This is a genomic window from Planococcus halocryophilus, assembly GCF_022489025.1.
GTDB lineage: Bacteria > Bacillota > Bacilli > Bacillales_A > Planococcaceae > Planococcus > Planococcus halocryophilus_A.
This window is the reverse complement of sequence record NZ_JAKVTG010000023.1, coordinates 1-15,373: the sequence shown is the minus strand read 5'-3', so window position 1 is coordinate 15,373 and position 15,373 is coordinate 1. Positions and strand designations below refer to the sequence as shown.

The 15,373-nt window shown below is 41.5% G+C and carries 13 protein-coding genes; all 13 read left to right on the top strand.

The features are described 5' to 3' along the window. The first annotated feature begins 9 nt into the window (after positions 1 to 9). The 13 genes from ispE (at position 10) to MLE13_RS16935 (ending at position 15,346) form a co-directional block, all read left to right on the top strand. Positions 10 to 873: a 4-(cytidine 5'-diphospho)-2-C-methyl-D-erythritol kinase gene (gene ispE, locus MLE13_RS16995; RefSeq protein WP_240750978.1), complete on the top strand. Its 864-nt coding sequence runs from the start codon at positions 10 to 12 to the stop codon at positions 871 to 873. 57 nt (positions 874 to 930) lie between these two features. Next, positions 931 to 1,758: a pur operon repressor gene (purR, locus tag MLE13_RS16990; protein ID WP_240750977.1), complete on the top strand. Its 828-nt coding sequence runs from the start codon at positions 931 to 933 to the stop codon at positions 1,756 to 1,758. Further along, positions 1,759 to 2,136, top strand: a complete 378-nt coding sequence (locus MLE13_RS16985; RefSeq protein ID WP_240750976.1) for a RidA family protein — start codon at positions 1,759 to 1,761, stop codon at positions 2,134 to 2,136. It abuts the gene before it with no gap. Positions 2,137 to 2,337: 201 nt separating this feature from the next. Then, positions 2,338 to 2,622, top strand: coding sequence for a septation regulator SpoVG (gene spoVG, locus MLE13_RS16980; protein ID WP_008498573.1), 285 nt, complete (start codon positions 2,338 to 2,340; stop codon positions 2,620 to 2,622). 245 nt (positions 2,623 to 2,867) lie between these two features. After that, a complete protein-coding gene (gene glmU / locus MLE13_RS16975) occupies positions 2,868 to 4,241 on the top strand; it encodes a bifunctional UDP-N-acetylglucosamine diphosphorylase/glucosamine-1-phosphate N-acetyltransferase GlmU (RefSeq protein ID WP_240750975.1) in 1,374 nt (457 codons plus the stop codon). Positions 4,242 to 4,256: 15 nt separating this feature from the next. After that, positions 4,257 to 5,219, top strand: a complete 963-nt coding sequence (locus tag MLE13_RS16970) for a ribose-phosphate diphosphokinase (RefSeq protein ID WP_008433114.1) — start codon at positions 4,257 to 4,259, stop codon at positions 5,217 to 5,219. Between the two features lie 112 nt (positions 5,220 to 5,331). Beyond that, positions 5,332 to 5,979, top strand: a complete 648-nt coding sequence (locus tag MLE13_RS16965) for a 50S ribosomal protein L25/general stress protein Ctc (protein WP_240750974.1) — start codon at positions 5,332 to 5,334, stop codon at positions 5,977 to 5,979. Between the two features lie 130 nt (positions 5,980 to 6,109). Further along, positions 6,110 to 6,673: an aminoacyl-tRNA hydrolase gene (gene pth / locus MLE13_RS16960; RefSeq protein WP_240750973.1), complete on the top strand. Its 564-nt coding sequence runs from the start codon at positions 6,110 to 6,112 to the stop codon at positions 6,671 to 6,673. 69 nt (positions 6,674 to 6,742) lie between these two features. Continuing rightward, positions 6,743 to 10,276: a transcription-repair coupling factor gene (gene mfd, locus MLE13_RS16955; RefSeq protein WP_240750972.1), complete on the top strand. Its 3,534-nt coding sequence runs from the start codon at positions 6,743 to 6,745 to the stop codon at positions 10,274 to 10,276. A gap of 222 nt (positions 10,277 to 10,498) precedes the next feature. Further along, entirely contained in the window at positions 10,499 to 12,103 is a 1,605-nt protein-coding gene (locus MLE13_RS16950; protein WP_240750971.1) for a putative polysaccharide biosynthesis protein, read from the top strand. Further along, entirely contained in the window at positions 12,100 to 13,563 is a 1,464-nt protein-coding gene (gene mazG / locus MLE13_RS16945; RefSeq protein ID WP_240750970.1) for a nucleoside triphosphate pyrophosphohydrolase, read from the top strand. The genes MLE13_RS16950 and mazG overlap by 4 nt, the downstream gene beginning before the upstream one ends. A gap of 1 nt (position 13,564) precedes the next feature. Then, complete coding sequence (locus tag MLE13_RS16940) at positions 13,565 to 13,855, top strand: RNA-binding S4 domain-containing protein (RefSeq protein WP_038705308.1); 291 nt, start codon at positions 13,565 to 13,567, stop codon at positions 13,853 to 13,855. 78 nt (positions 13,856 to 13,933) lie between these two features. Then, positions 13,934 to 15,346, top strand: a complete 1,413-nt coding sequence (locus MLE13_RS16935; RefSeq protein WP_240750969.1) for a D-alanyl-D-alanine carboxypeptidase family protein — start codon at positions 13,934 to 13,936, stop codon at positions 15,344 to 15,346. Positions 15,347 to 15,373: the final 27 nt, after the last annotated feature.

The window sequence follows — 15,373 nt, the reverse complement described above, 5'->3', positions numbered from 1 at the left end:
GGCAGTGGGATGCTCTACGTGAAAGCGCCTGCCAAGATTAATTTAACATTAGATGTTTTGCATAAACGTCCAGATAACTATCATGAAATTGAAATGATTATGACCACAGTAGATTTGTCGGATCGCATAGGATTGATGGGGACAGCAAAAGGCATACATATTCAGTCTGCAGATCGCTTCGTGCCAAATGATTCCCGCAACCTTGCTTATCAGGCAGCACAATTGATTAAAGACACTTTTAACATTAAAACAGGCGTTATCATTTCGCTGGATAAAAAAATTCCGGTTGCCGCAGGTTTAGCCGGTGGGAGTAGCGATGCTGCTGCTACATTAAAAGGATTAAATAAACTTTGGCAATTAAACTTGTCACTTGATGAACTAGCTGAGTTAGGTGCCAAAATCGGTTCGGATGTTTCTTTTTGTGTTTATGGGGGCACAGCTCTTGCAAAAGGGCGTGGAGAAATCATTCAGCAATTGCCGACACCACCAAATTGTTGGGTCATCTTAGCAAAACCCACCATTGGCGTCTCTACAGCCGATGTTTACGGCGCATTCGATGTAGCAACAGCTCAGCATCCAAATACACAAGAAATGATTCAAGCACTTGAGGATGGCGATTATGATGCGATGTGCGCCAACCTTGGCAATGCACTCGAAAGCGTTACGTTAAATTTGTATCCTGAAGTAGCGCATATTAAAGATCAGATGAAGAAATTTGGTGCGGACGCGGTATTAATGAGCGGTAGTGGACCGACCGTTTTCGGATTGGTCTACCAAGAAGCGCGTATTCCGCGTATATATAATGGCTTGCGTGGCTTTTGTTCGGAAGTTTACGCAGTACGGTTGATTGGTGAACGAGAGCCTCTTGCTTAAATACGGACATTTATGGTAAGTTTTCTATAAATCATTCGTGTTTAGGAGAGGGTAGTTTTGAAGTGGAAGCGCAGTGAACGGCTTGTTGATATGACACATTTTTTGTTAGAACATCCACATAAATTGATTCCACTGACTTATTTTTCGGAGCTGTATCAATCAGCTAAGTCATCTATTAGTGAAGATTTAGGGATTGTGAAAGAAACGTTTGAAGAAAAAGGAATCGGTTTATTAATGACAGTGCCCGGAGCAGCTGGTGGCGTTAAATATGTTCCAAAGCTTCAAGCTGATGAAATTAAAACCGTAATAGCAGACTTAATGGAAGAGTTAAGCCATTCGGATCGACTATTGCCAGGTGGCTATTTGTATATGACCGATGTGCTTGGCAATCCAGAAATGATGAACCGGGTTGGGAAAGTATTTGCGACAGCATTTGCCAAAGAGAAAATTGATGTCATCATGACGGTAGCGACAAAAGGCATTCCGATTGCTCATGCTATTGCACGTCATCTGAATGTACCGGTCGTTATTGTTCGTCGTGATAGCAAAGTCACTGAAGGCTCTACTGTCAGTATCAACTATGTGTCGGGATCATCTAGACGGATCCAGACAATGGTGTTGTCAAAACGTAGCATGAAGAGCGGACAGCGCGTTCTGATTACAGATGACTTTATGAAGGTCGGTGGAACGATGAATGGCATGAAAAACTTACTTGAAGAGTTTGAATGCACATTAGCGGGTGTTGCTGTACTTGTTGAAGCCGAGCATTCAGATGAACGTCTTGTCGAGAAGTATTTGTCTCTCGTCAAATTACACGAAGTCAGTGAAAAAGAACGGACCATCGCTTTAGAAGAAGGAAATTACTTTGAAAACGGGGGAATTTAAATGAATTACGTAGCGACAGATAAAGCGGCAGCTGCAATCGGACCATATTCACAAGGTGTAGTATCAGGAGGGCTTTTGTATAGCTCGGGTCAGATTCCATTAACAGCAACCGGTGAATTGGTTGACGGATCTATTGCCGACCAAACACATCAAGTATTTTCAAACTTAAAAGCGGTGCTTGCAGAAGCAGGCTCATCTCTAAACGATGTTATTAAAACCACAGTTTTTATTAAAGATATGAACGATTTTGCTGCTTTAAACGAGATTTACGCTAGTTATTTTGGGGACCATAAACCAGCGCGTTCGACAGTAGAAGTGGCACGGTTGCCAAAAGATGTAAAAGTAGAAATTGAAATTATTGCAAAAGTGAACGAGTAAAATTAGTTAAACTAAGTTAAAAAGCAGGCTAACTCATCATTTTATGAGTTGGCCTGCTTTTTTCTTCTATTATTACTCTTATTTTCTTTATTGAGTAAATTTTCTAATAAGTTTTGTTATTTATGAAGGAGAATAGTCCTTTATAGCGAATAACCATAATTAGGGTTTAAAACAGCAGCTGAGAGGAGGGAGAACTAGAGAATGGAAGTAACAGATGTGAGACTACGCCGTGTACAAACCGATGGTCGAATGAGAGCAATCGCCTCCATCACGCTGGATGACGAATTTGTGATTCATGATATTCGGGTTATTGATGGAAACGACGGCTTATTTGTAGCAATGCCGAGCAAAAGAACACCAGATGGAGAATTTCGAGATATTGCCCATCCGATTAATTCTAGCGCACGCACGAAGCTACAAGAAGCTGTCTTAACTGCATATGAGCAAAGTGAAAGCGAATCGGTCTTAGAAAATGCCGGCGTTTAATGGAGCTGAAACGAGGAGCCTTCTATTGTTAAAATAGGCTCTTTTTTTATTTGCCTTTTTTGTCATGGGATTGTCATGCCTTGGAACCTTGAAAAACCAAGGTTTTTCCGCTATAGTCAATAAGGAAAAGCGAATTTTTAAGTTGACATAGCCAGGTTAACACGGGCCTAATCAATTGATAGAATAAATCTATGAGTAGAACTGATAAAAGGGTTCTGATCAAATTAGGAGTGGAGGGATAACAGATGGCAAATACATATGCAGTAATTTTAGCAGCCGGCCAAGGAACGCGCATGAAATCAAAATTGTACAAGGTACTTCATCCGGTTTGTGGCATGCCAATGGTGGAACATGTAACAAGCAATGTCGAACAACTCGGTGTTGAAAAAATCGTTACAGTTGTTGGCCACGGTGCTGAGAAAGTTCAACAGCAGCTAGGAGAGAAAAGTGAGTACGCGTTACAAGCAGAGCAGCTTGGAACGGCTCATGCGGTACAGCAAACAGCCTCGTTGATTGAAGGTTTGGCGGGGACAACGTTAGTTGTTTGTGGCGATACACCATTAATCCGTCCTGAAACGATGCAAGCCTTGCTTGACCAGCATTCTGAGACAGGAGCAAAAGCAACAATTTTAACAGCAATTGCCGACAACCCAACAGGTTATGGGCGAATTCTTCGCAACAGTAACGGCATTGTTGAAAAAATCGTTGAGCAAAAAGATGCTTCTCCCGAAGAACAACAAGTAAAAGAAATTAATACAGGAACTTATTGCTTTGACAACGAAGCATTGTTTGAAGCGTTAAAATTGGTTTCTAATGATAACGTCCAAGGCGAATATTACTTGCCAGATGTTATTGAGATTCTTCAAAAGCAAGGTGAAATCGTAGCCGCTTATGCAACAGACAGCTTTGATGAAACACTGGGAGTTAATGACCGAGTTGCCTTAAGCCAAGCTGAGAGCACTATGCGCAAACGAATTGCTGAAAAACATATGAGAGCTGGAGTATCGATTATTGACCCGGCAACTGCTTATATTAGTGCACAAGCTGAAATTGGTGCAGATACCATCATTCATCCGAACGTAACGATTTCCGGCGACACAAAAATTGGCGAAGACTGTGTTATTTCTTCAAACAGCCAGATTGTCAACAGTGTGATTGGCGACCGTACAACAATCCGCAGTTCAGAAGTTTTCGACAGCAGCATTGGTACGGATACAGCTGTAGGACCATTTGCACACGTTCGTCCGCAATCAACTTTAGGTAACGATGTGAAAATCGGTAACTTTGTCGAAGTGAAAAAAGCCGAAATCGGTAACGATAGCAAAGTTTCTCATTTAAGTTATATTGGCGATGCAACTGTTGGCACGGGTGTTAATATTGGCTGCGGAACCATCACTGTAAATTATGATGGCAAAAATAAATTCCAAACCATTATTGAAGATGATACGTTCATCGGCTGTAATTCAAATTTGATTGCACCGGTTACTGTAGGCAAAGGATCATATGTTGCCGCAGGATCTACAATTTCCAAAAATGTACCTGAGGATTCATTGGCGATTGCTCGTTCGCGCCAGGAAAATAAAGAAGGCTATGCAAGTAAATTAAACAGGAAAAAATAGGAGGGTTCACACCTAATGGGCTATCAAAATGCAAACTCGAAATTGAAAATCTTTTCATTAAATTCGAACCAGGAGCTAGCGGAGGAAATTTCTGAACATGCAGGTATTCCACTTGGAAAAAGTTCAGTAACACATTTCAGCGATGGTGAAATCCAAATTAATATTGAAGAAAGTATTCGTGGCTACGATGTATTTATCGTGCAATCGACTTCTCAGCCGGTTAACGAAAACTTGATGGAACTATTAATTATGATTGACGCTGTTAAACGTGCTTCTGCTCGTACAGTCAATGTCGTAATGCCTTACTATGGTTATGCACGACAAGATCGTAAAGCCCGTTCACGTGAACCGATTACAGCGAAGTTAGTAGCGAACTTATTGGAAACTGCAGGAGCAACTCGTGTCATCGTACTTGATTTGCATGCTCCTCAAATTCAAGGGTTCTTCGATATTTTGATTGACCACTTGGTAGCTGTACCATTGCTTTCTGATTATTTCCTGAATGAAAGTGGCGTTGACCTTGAAAATGTCATCATCGTTTCACCAGATCACGGCGGAGTTACACGCGCACGTAAGATGGCGGATCGTTTGAAAGCACCAATCGCTATTATTGATAAACGTCGTCCAAAACCAAACGTTGCTGAAGTAATGAACATTGTTGGTAACGTAGAAGGTAAAACGGCGATTATTATTGATGACATCATTGATACAGCAGGAACAATTTCCATTGCTGCGAGTGCATTAATCGAAAGCGGTGCGAAAGAAGTCTTTGCATGCTGTACACATCCAGTCCTTTCTGGTCCGGCTGTACAACGTATTAATGATTCGGTTATCAAAGAATTGATCATCACAAATTCAATTGCATTGCCTGAAGAAAAGAAATCTCCTAAAATCAAGCAGTTATCTGTAGCTCGTTTATTGGCTGAGACAATTGTTCGTGTTCACGAACAAAAATCTGTTAGCACTTTATTTGATTGATCATTTGCAACACCTTTCAATGCTCTATGTTTCATTAAGATAAGATACGGGTATGTATAAATTATGTACTTATCGTGAAAATGTACTTTAATATAACTGGAGGCTGAAATCAATGGTAAAAATGACCGCGCAAAAAAGAGAAAGCAGCAATAAGAATTCTGCATTAACGGAACTTCGTTCACAAGGCAGTGTGCCAGGCGTAGTTTATGGTTTTAAAACAGAAACAACACCAGTTACTGTAACTGAAATTGATCTGATTAAAACTTTACGTGAGTCTGGACGTAACGGCGTAATCAAATTAGAAATTGACGGTACGACTAAGAACGTCGTATTGAGCGATTATCAAATGGATGCGTTAAAAGGTAGCTTTAAACACGTCGACTTTTTAGCAATCAATATGTCTGATGAGCTAGAAGTATCTGCAGCTGTTCACTTAACTGGTGAATCAGCAGGTGAAAAAGAAGGTGGCTTTATTACTCAGCCGAACCGCGAAGTAAATATCCGCGTAAAACCATCTGATATTCCAGATGCACTAGAAGTAGACATCACGGAACTAGCGATTGGCGAAACGATTACGGTTGGCGATATTCGTGGAACGGTCTCTTATGAGATCCTTGACGAAGACGACTTTATCCTTGTTTCTGCAACTGCTCCTCGTACACAAGATGAAATCGACGAACTTGATGCGGGAACTGATGAAAATGCAGAACCAGAAGTGGTTGGTAGCGAAGATTCTAAAGAAGAAGACAAAGACGCATAAATACAAATGGGAAATAGGGACTGTCGAGAGACAGTCCCTATTTTTACGTTGTATGAAAAGCTGCACATGCTTTTTTTCTAAACTAATTATGATAAAATAAAACACAGCGATAAAGCAAAGGAAGATGGATATGAAACTGATTATCGGTCTGGGCAATCCGGGCAAAACATATGAAGATACGCGGCATAATATCGGCTTTAAAGTAATTGATTACTTGGCAAGTCAATGGAATGCACCGTTAACACAATCTAAATTTAAAGGCATGTACTCCGTGAGTCACCGACCGGAAGACAAAGTGATGTTGTTAAAGCCATTAACGTACATGAATTTGTCTGGTGAAAGTGTTGGGGCATTAATGGATTACTATAATATTGAGTTGAAAGACATTATCGTCATTTACGATGATTTGGATTTGCCAACAGGACAATTAAGGTTGCGTCAAAAAGGCAGTGCCGGTGGTCATAATGGCATTAAGTCGTTAATTCAGCATTTAGGGAATCAGGAATTCAACCGTTTGCGCATTGGAATTAGCCGTCCGCCAGCAGGTATGAAAGTACCGGATTATGTATTGCAGCGATTTTCGAAAGAAGAAATTCCAGAAATGACCGCGGCGATCAAAAAAAGTGCAGCTGCTTGTGAAACATGGCTATCTAAACCTTACGTAGAAGTTATGAACGAATTTAATGGAATTTAACCGCTTTGACGCATTTGGCGTTCAGAGCTTTTTTCTGTTTTTTGTATTTTGTTGAGAGGAGGAAGTTGGATGAACCACATTTTACAGATTTTTTCGGAGGATACTCAGACACAACGATTTGTAGAAGATTTAAAACAAGGAAATGATCATCAATTGATTTCTGGTTTATCTGGCAGCGCACGGCCCATTTTTTATCAAACCATGTGGTCGGAACTAGAAGAGCCTTTATTAATTGTGACACCAAACTTATTGCATGCGCAACGTGTATATGATGATTTGGCTCGACTCATGGGGGAACAACAAGTTCATCTTTATCCGGCAGAAGAATTAATCGCAGCAGAAGTGTCTTTTTCAGGTCCCGAATTGCGTGCTCACAGAATCGATACACTCGATCATATGAAAAGTGTTGGTAAAGGGATTTATATCACGCCTGTTGCAGGAATGCGTAAGTTATTGCCAACAAAAGAGCAATGGGATTACGCCAATTTACGCATTGCAGAAGGTGAAGACCTCGATACAAACGAATGGCTGTTAAAGTTGGTAGCAATGGGATACTCGCGTACGCCAATGGTAACTACGCCCGGTGAATTTGCGCTTCGTGGAGGCATTTTAGATATTTATCCACTGAATTTTGAACATCCAGTGCGCATCGAATTATTCGATACAGAAGTGGATTCATTGCGCTTATTTTCAGCGGAAGATCAACGTTCGCTCGAGAAAGTACAATCGCTTTGCATTTTGCCAGCCAGTGAATTGGTGCTATCACCCGATCAACGAATTCAATTAGCAGAAAAACTAGAAGTTCAACTTGCTTCTAGTTTGAAAAAAATAAAAGCTGACGATACGAAAGCCTTAATGCTGCAACATATTCAGCATGACATTGACTTATTGAAACAAGGAGAAACTCCAGAGCAATTGGCGAAATATGCTTCATTGATTGAGACGCAATCGGCATTTTTGGGTGATTATTTCCCGGGGAATGGACTCGTCTTTTTTGATGAGCTTGGTCGTATTCAAGAAATGACGGATACTTTAGAGCGGGAGGAAGGCGATTGGATCGTGTCGCTTCTTGAAGAAGGAAAGTTTCTTCACGATATCCCGTTGACTTATACGTTCCGTGAAATGATGTCGAAGTTGCAACAAAAAGTGACGTTTTTATCTTTATTCGTTCGGACATTCCCGATGGTATCCATCAAGAAATCATTGGCTTTTTCATGCAAACCGATGCAATCATTCCATGGGCAAATGCATTTGTTAAAAGCAGAAATGGAGCGCTGGACATTAGGGAAGTCGCAAATCTTCATCGTGGCAGGGGGAGATGAGCGCCTAGAGAAAGTACGTTCTGTGCTAGCAGATTACGATATGGAAGCTGCTATTGCAACCCCTTCTACTGAAATTCAAGGTGGTCAAATTTATCTAGTTGATGGGGAACTATCAACAGGTTTTGAAATGCCGTTGCAACGTTTAACGGTCATCACAGATTCCGAATTATTTAAACAGCAACCCAAAAAGAAAACGCGTGCACAAAAACTAACAAATGCTGAGCGCATCAAGAGTTATTCGGAGATTAAGCCAGGTGACTATATTGTTCATATTCATCACGGAATTGGTCGCTTTGTAGGTATTGAAACACTCGAAAGTGGAGGCGTTCATAAAGATTATTTGCATATCGTTTATAAAGCCGACGATAAATTATTTGTACCAGTCGATAAAATTGATTTGATTCAAAAATACATTGCCTCTGAAGAAAAAGAACCAAAACTGCATAAAATGGGCGGAGCAGAATGGAAGAAAACACGTACAAAAGTGTCGGCCGCAGTCCAAGACATTGCAGATGACTTGATCAAACTGTATGCAGAACGCGAAGCATTAAGAGGGTTTGCTTTTTCCGAAGAGCAAGACATGCAACGCCAATTTGAAGCCGAGTTTCCGTATGAAGAAACGGTCGATCAATTGCGTTCTATCAATGAAGTGAAACGTGATATGGAAAATGAACGACCGATGGATCGCCTCATATGCGGGGACGTGGGTTATGGGAAAACAGAAGTGGCCATTCGTGCAGGATTTAAAGCAGTACTCGACGGCAAACAAGTGGCGTTTCTTGTACCGACAACGATTTTGGCACAGCAACACTTTGAAACGATGAGTGAACGATTTAAAGATTATCCGATTACAGTCGGGTTGATGAGTCGCTTCCGTTCAAAAAAACAACAAACGGAAACTGTTAAAGGTTTAAAAAATGGGTCAGTCGATATTGTGGTAGGAACGCATCGTATTTTATCAAAAGACATGCAATATAAAGACCTTGGCTTATTGATCATTGATGAAGAGCAACGTTTTGGTGTGACGCATAAAGAAAAAATCAAACAAATGAAAACCAATGTCGATGTTTTAACGCTTACCGCAACACCAATTCCACGGACGCTACATATGTCGATGATTGGTGTACGCGATTTGTCAGTGATCGAAACGCCACCAGCCAACCGCTTTCCTGTGCAAAGCTATGTAATGGAACATAACGGTGCGCTCGTGCGCGAAGCAATTGAACGCGAAATGGCACGCGGTGGCCAAGTGTTTTATTTGTATAACCGTGTAGATGATATGACACGGAAAGTAGAAGAAATTCAACAATTGGTACCGGAAGCACGAGTTGGTTATGCGCACGGACAAATGAGTGAAACGGAACTCGAATCGGTCATTTTGAGTTTCCTAGATGGCGATTACGATGTCTTAGTAACCACCACCATCATCGAAACCGGCATTGATATTCCAAACGTTAATACATTAATTGTCTACAATGCCGATCGTATGGGCTTGTCTCAGTTATATCAATTGCGTGGGCGAGTTGGACGTTCGAGTCGTGTCGCATATGCGTACTTTATGTACCAACGCGACAAAGTGTTAACCGATGTGGCGGAAAAGCGGTTGATGGCCATTAAAGAATTTACAGAGCTTGGTTCAGGGTTTAAAATCGCTATGCGCGATTTAACAATACGCGGAGCGGGGAACTTGCTCGGTTCACAACAACACGGCTTTATTGATTCGGTCGGCTTTGATTTGTATTCGCAAATGCTGCAAGAAGCAATTGACGAACGTCAAACAGGTGTTAAAAAAGAAGTCATACCGGAAATTGAAATTTCACTTGATGTGGATGCCTACATTCCGGATGCTTATATTAGTGATGGTTACCAAAAAATTCAAATGTACAAACGCGTCAAAGGCATTGAAACAGAAGAAGAGATGCGTGAGTTGCAAGATGAATTGATCGATCGTTTCGGTGATATGCCAACTGAAACGGATAGCTTATTGCGTATTGCACGTATGAAAGTATGGGCGCGTGAAGTAGGAGTAGAGTCGCTTAAGCAAAACGGCAAAATTGTTTCTGTTCGGTTAAGTGAAAAAGGCACCGCCAGCATCAATGGTGGGAAAGTGGTCGAAGAATCTGCCGCTTATGGCCGCGCTGTTGGATTTAGTATGTCGGGTCAGCAATTGGTTATGACCATTGATGAAAATAAAACCAAAAAGCAGCACCCGTTTGATGTTCTCGAAGGCATGATGAAATTATTGCCACAATCGCTACGTGAAGAAAAAGCGGTTTTGTAAATTGAGAGAGTAGATTTTATTGGAGTTATTCTATAAATTAGCACCGCTCTTCTAGCTGAATAGTAGTAAAGAAATCACTCAGCGCCGGAGCGTACAAGGGTTAGGCGAAACGATAAGACGGGTGCTTTTCCCGGCTTATTGCGAGAGCCATGCCCAAAGCGCCCGAAGCGATTTATAGAAAAGCAACATAACATTAATGTCTGAAAGAGATGAGTGGGTCCTTTGAACAATGAAGGCACAATGAAATCATTTATGAAAGGTGCGGTCTTGCTCACTATTGCAGGGTTTATCGTGAAGTTGCTCAGTGCCATTTACCGAGTGCCTTTTCAAAATCTTGTCGGAGACCAAGGCTTTTATATTTACCAGCAAGTGTATCCATTTGTCGCCATTTTCGGCATATGGACTTCTTATGGCTTTGCCGTAGCAATCTCCAAATTATTAGCAGGTAGCCATCAGTCAGCGCACCGTTCCATTTTACGCATTGCATTTAGTTATGTAGCCGCTATTTCTATTACAGTATTTGTTCTATTGTTTTTCGGCGCAGAACTGCTCGCGGGTTGGATGGGGGATGCAAAACTGGATAGCTTGCTCAAAGTAGGGGCATTTGCAGTTTTATTAATGGCACCGCTCGCCATGTTAAAAGGCTATTTTCAATCGAGCAATAATATGGCACCCGTTGCCTATGCGCAAGTTATCGAACAAGGTTTACGCGTTGCGGTGATATTAATTGGTACGTGGGTTGTGATCTCGCGAGGTTTTTCTTTGTACGTGGCAGGTCAAATGGCAATGCTTGGTGCTGTTATTGGTGGTCTTGGAGCCGTTGTCTTGTTATTGCTGTATTTCCGTAGCCATTTTGGTTTTTTAAAACAGCATTCAACAACTCAAACTTGGCCCGTGCTTAAAGAAATGACCGCCATCAGTTTAAGTGTCAGTATGAGTTCGTTAATTTTAGTGCTTTTTCAATTGGTAGATTCGTTTACCATATTTCGTTTGTTAGAAGAAAGCGGTCTAGCTCGATTGACAGCGATGGAACTAAAAGGAGTATACGATCGCGGTCAGCCATTGGTACAGTTCGGTATTTTAATCGCCACTTCACTTACGTTGGCGATTGTGCCGTTAGTCGCGCGAACTTCTCGGAACACGAGCGGGCGATCAGCCGACATGTATGCTCGTTTAGCTTTTCGAGTATCGTTTTTGTTTGCGTTCGCTGCTGCAGTTGGACTCACTTTCGTTATGCCTTATGTCAATGAAACCTTATTTCAAACGCGCGAACAGTCATGGACCTTAATCATTTTTAGTTGGCAAATTGTTTGGATGTCTTTATTACTCATCATGACAGCGATGCTTCACGGACTTGGTAAGGTAAGGGTACCGGCTGTATTGTTAATATCAGGCTTAGTGGTGAAAGTCATTTGCAACTTACTGCTAGTACCAGTTTGGGGAATAGCGGGAGCCGCTGTAGCTGGAAATATCGGTTTAGCGTTAATTGTTTTCGGTTTACTCTTGTATTTTAAAAAAGTGTGGCCATTGCAATTTGCACCTGTTTCTTATTATAGCTGGCTTGTCGGAGCTGGGATGGCCATGTCTGCCGTAGTGTTAGGGTGGTCACTTGTAGCAGATGTCTATTTATTTGACGGTTTATCAAGCCGCTTTAGTGCGGCACTTACTACGATGACAGCCATTCCACTGGGTGCTTTCGTCTTTATGGCCATCATCGGTAAAAATCGAATCATTACAGAAAAAGAATGGTATATCATTCCATTTGGTCGCAAGCTGGCCAAATTACAATTAGCAATAAACTCAAAGAAAAAAGGTGAAAAGCGATGAATACGATTCACATAATCGGTCTTGGAGCCGGAGATTTAGATCAATTGCCACTCGGCGTGTATAAAAAACTAAAAGCCGCGACAAATTTATATGTGCGGACTGAGGACCATCCGGTATTAATAGAGTTAGCAGAAGAAGGCGTAGTGTTTACAAGTTTTGACGACATTTACGAAAAGCACGATAGCTTTAGCCCGGTATATGCAGAAATTGCCAGAACTTTGATCAGCTTATCCGAGAAAAGCTCGGTTATTTACGCAGTTCCGGGTCACCCGTTAGTAGCAGAACAAACGGTGCAAAATTTGATCGAAGCCGAAAAACAAGGGCACTGCCAATTGTCGATCGAAGGCGGGCATAGCTTTTTGGATTCTTTGTTCGGCGCACTTCGCATCGACCCAATTGAAGGCTTTCAATTAATGGACGGCACAGAAATGACCAGTGATCAAGTAAACATGACGCAGCATTTATTAATTGCGCAAGTATACGATAGCTTTAGCGCGTCTGAAGTCAAGTTAACGCTTATGGAAAAATACCCAGACGACTACCCGGTGACAATCGTTACAGCAGCGGGCTCAGCAGACGAAGTATTACGTACCGTACCTCTTCATGAATTAGATCGTTCGACAGAAGTGAATAACTTAACAACGGTTTACGTACCACCAGCAGCAGAACAAACCGAGCGTCTAAAAGAATGGCAAACGTTCCGTAACATCATTTCGAAGCTAAGAAGCACTGAAGGTTGTCCGTGGGATCGTGAGCAGACGCATGAGTCATTGAGTCCGCATTTAATCGAAGAAGCACACGAGTTACTTCAAGCAATTCAAGAAGAAGATGATGAAGCAATTGTCGATGAACTGGGCGATGTATTGTTGCAAGTGTTCTTGCATGCTCAAATTGGACAAGACAATGGCTATTTCCAAATAGAAGATGTACTTGAAGCCATCAGTGCGAAAATGATTCGTCGCCACCCTCACGTTTTTGGAGACGTGTCCGCTAAAAATTCTGAGCAAGTAATCGCCAATTGGCAGGAAATTAAAGCACAGGAAAAGCCGGCAGTGGATTCTTTACTTGAAGGTCAAGAACGCTTTAGTTCTTCTTTAACCACATCGTTTAATTATCAAAAAAAAGCAGCAAAAGTAGGCTTTACATGGCCGGACGCGGCATCTGCTTGGGATAAATTCCATGAAGAATTGCAGGAGTTCCAACAAGAAGTAGCGAATGGTTCCAAAGCTCGCCAATTAGACGAATTGGGCGATTTGCTGTTTACGTTAGTGAACCTTGCCCGATTCTTTGATTTGTCGCCTGAAGAAGCGATGATGCAAGCGAACCGTAAATTCCAAAGTCGCTTTTACTATGTCGAACAGCAAGTAAAAAAAGGAACCGGTGATTTTAGTGATTATTCGCTAGAGCAGTTAGATGCATTTTGGAACCAAGCCAAATTATTGGCAAGAAAGGAAGACTAAGATGAGACTCGATAAATTTTTAAAAGTATCCCGCTTGATCAAGCGTCGTACATTAGCGAAACAAGTAGCGGACCAAGGGCGTATTACGGTAAATGGCAACAAAGCGAAAGCAAGCTCGGTCATTAAAGAAAATGATGAGCTGCAAATCCGTTTTGGACAAAAAGTTGTTACGGTTCGCGTTGATATGTTGAAAGAAGTCGCGAAAAAAGAAGATACAGTGAACATGTATACGATTTTGAGTGAAGAAAAGCTAGAAAAAGTAGAACCTGAATTTATTGATGACGAAGCGTAAAAACCTGCCTTGTGCAGGTTTTTTTAGATTATAATGGCAATAAGCAAGATTCGATAAAGGGGTTACTGAGAGGAATTGATGAGATTGCCGAAAAAGTCGTTAAACAAGAAGATTGGATTAGCATTTGCGACAATGTTATTGGCTTTAACGCTAGTGCCGGAGCCCGGTCACGCTGCAAATTCTTTTCAGGACGTGACTAGCTTTAAAGAAGAAGTCGATTTTCTAACGGGATTAGGCATCATCAAAGGGTTTCCTGATGGAAGCTTTAAACCCGGAACCGCGATTACCCGGTTAGATGCTGTCCGAATGATATTGCGTGAATTAGATGATAAAGATACTGTAGGTACGGATCCTGAATTTACAGACTTAACCCCTGATACACCGGGATATGATGAAGTAGCCAAAGCGGTGAAACTTGGTTTTATTGCAGGAAAAGAAACAAAAGAAGGCGTAAAATATTTTGATCCAAAAGGCCAATTAACGCGTGCAGAAATGGCTAAAATTTTAACATTAGCGTATCAATTAAAAACGGATAAAAATATCGCTTTTACCGATGTTAATTCTTCTTATTGGGCTAATGCTTATATTAGCCGTTTAGCAACAGCGGGTGTGACAAATGGTTTTCCTGGAGGAGCATTTAAACCAAATGAATCTTTGCAACGTCAGCATTTTGCAGCGTTTGTGGCGCGTCTTTTAGCTCCTGAAAAATTCCCGCTTGCGGCAAAAAAAAGTGAGACGCCTGTAATGTATAGAACGATTGATCAATTAAATATGCGCTCAAAACCAAGTGCGAGTAGTTCCCTTATTGGCTCTATCCCAAAAGGGGGAACGGTTGAGTATCTCAGCAAAGAAGGTACTTGGTATAAAGTGAAATATGGCAGCAAGACCGGTTGGGTCAATTCAGCTTACTTAAGCGATAAAGCAGCTAGTCCCCAAATTGCTTATCCAGCACCATCTACAAAGACACCAGGAACTTATGCATCGGGCGTGTTAATCGTCAATAAAAAATACGGTCTGCCATCTAGCTATAACCCAGGTGTCAACAAACTGGCGCAAAAAGCGGTAGATGCTATGGTCGTTGAGGCGAAAAAGCAAGGAATTCAATTGACTGCTTTTAGTACATTTCGGTCGTATAATCGTCAAAAAGAACTCTATAACAATTACGTCCGTCAACATGGCACTGCAGAAGCCAATCGTTTTAGCGCGAAACCTGGTTATAGTGAACATCAAACGGGATTAGCATTCGACTTGGGTGGGAGCAATCAATCGCAATGGCTGAAAGAATCGTTTGCCACGACAAAAGAAGGCAAATGGCTCGCGATGAACGCTCACCAGTACGGATTTATTCTTCGGTATCCTAAAGGTAAAGAAAAAATTACCGGCTATATGTATGAGCCGTGGCATTACCGTTATATCGGATCTGAATTGGCTCTCAAAGTGAAAAATAGCGACAAGACTTTAGAAGAGTACGTGAATGTTGCTGGCAACTAAGCAGAAAAAAGCCTTAGGAATCAAAAA

Excerpts from the sequence above, each read along its gene's own strand:
- pth (WP_240750973.1), top strand. The coding sequence starts at position 6,110 with ATGAAACTGATTATCGGTCTGGGCAATCCGGGCAAAACATATGAAGAT.
- MLE13_RS16935 (WP_240750969.1), top strand. The coding sequence starts at position 13,934 with ATGAGATTGCCGAAAAAGTCGTTAAACAAGAAGATTGGATTAGCATTT.
- MLE13_RS16970 (WP_008433114.1), top strand. The coding sequence starts at position 4,257 with ATGGGCTATCAAAATGCAAACTCGAAATTGAAAATCTTTTCATTAAAT.
- MLE13_RS16965 (WP_240750974.1), top strand. The coding sequence starts at position 5,332 with ATGGTAAAAATGACCGCGCAAAAAAGAGAAAGCAGCAATAAGAATTCT.
- mfd (WP_240750972.1), top strand. The coding sequence starts at position 6,743 with ATGAACCACATTTTACAGATTTTTTCGGAGGATACTCAGACACAACGA.
- ispE (WP_240750978.1), top strand. The coding sequence starts at position 10 with ATGCTCTACGTGAAAGCGCCTGCCAAGATTAATTTAACATTAGATGTT.
- glmU (WP_240750975.1), top strand. The coding sequence starts at position 2,868 with ATGGCAAATACATATGCAGTAATTTTAGCAGCCGGCCAAGGAACGCGC.
- MLE13_RS16940 (WP_038705308.1), top strand. The coding sequence starts at position 13,565 with ATGAGACTCGATAAATTTTTAAAAGTATCCCGCTTGATCAAGCGTCGT.
- spoVG (WP_008498573.1), top strand. The coding sequence starts at position 2,338 with ATGGAAGTAACAGATGTGAGACTACGCCGTGTACAAACCGATGGTCGA.
- MLE13_RS16985 (WP_240750976.1), top strand. The coding sequence starts at position 1,759 with ATGAATTACGTAGCGACAGATAAAGCGGCAGCTGCAATCGGACCATAT.
- mazG (WP_240750970.1), top strand. The coding sequence starts at position 12,100 with ATGAATACGATTCACATAATCGGTCTTGGAGCCGGAGATTTAGATCAA.